We start from the raw sequence: 517 nt of genomic DNA on the forward strand, positions 1-517 counted from the left end.
ACACGAGCAGGTCGTAGACCTCCTGCGCCGTCGCGCCGCCGCTGGCGAGCTCCCGGACCTCGGCGAGCAGCGCCGCATCACGAGCGGTCTCAGCAGCGGCGGCCGAGTCGATCTTGGCGAGCACGGCCTTAGTGTCGAGGCCCTTGACCGCGGCGAGGATCGCCTCCTCGCGGAGCCGCGCGGCCTTCTGCCCTGCGAGGAGCTCCTGGCCGAACTTCATCGTGTAGTAGTGGTCAGAGGCGAGGAGGAAGCGCGCCTTCCACTTGTCGCCCTCGTAGGACACGCCCTGCCCCGTGATCAGCTTGATCTCTTCGTCCCAGCTCATGTCCTTGTCCTCCTTCGTTGCGGCCCACTGGCCGAAGTTCGATGTGGTAGCGCGATTCAGGTCGACGTCGGCACCGGCGACTCTGACGCCGTTCTTGTACTGCTGGAGCTGCGCCCCGGGGTGCCACCGGCCTCCCGCCCACGCGTAGGTCTGCCACAGCCACTTGACGCCCCGGCCGTGCATGTAGGCGAT

1 protein-coding gene is annotated in these 517 nt (G+C 67.7%); it reads right to left on the bottom strand.

Annotation, left to right across the window (positions count from 1 at the left end; all coding sequences use genetic code 11):
- A partial coding sequence (locus QWZ14_RS28910) for a hypothetical protein (protein WP_290320534.1) occupies positions 1 to 517 on the bottom strand: 517 nt, incomplete at both ends.

It is taken from the genome of Paeniroseomonas aquatica (genome assembly GCF_030409335.1).
In the GTDB taxonomy this organism is placed as follows: domain Bacteria; phylum Pseudomonadota; class Alphaproteobacteria; order Acetobacterales; family Acetobacteraceae; genus Belnapia; species Belnapia aquatica.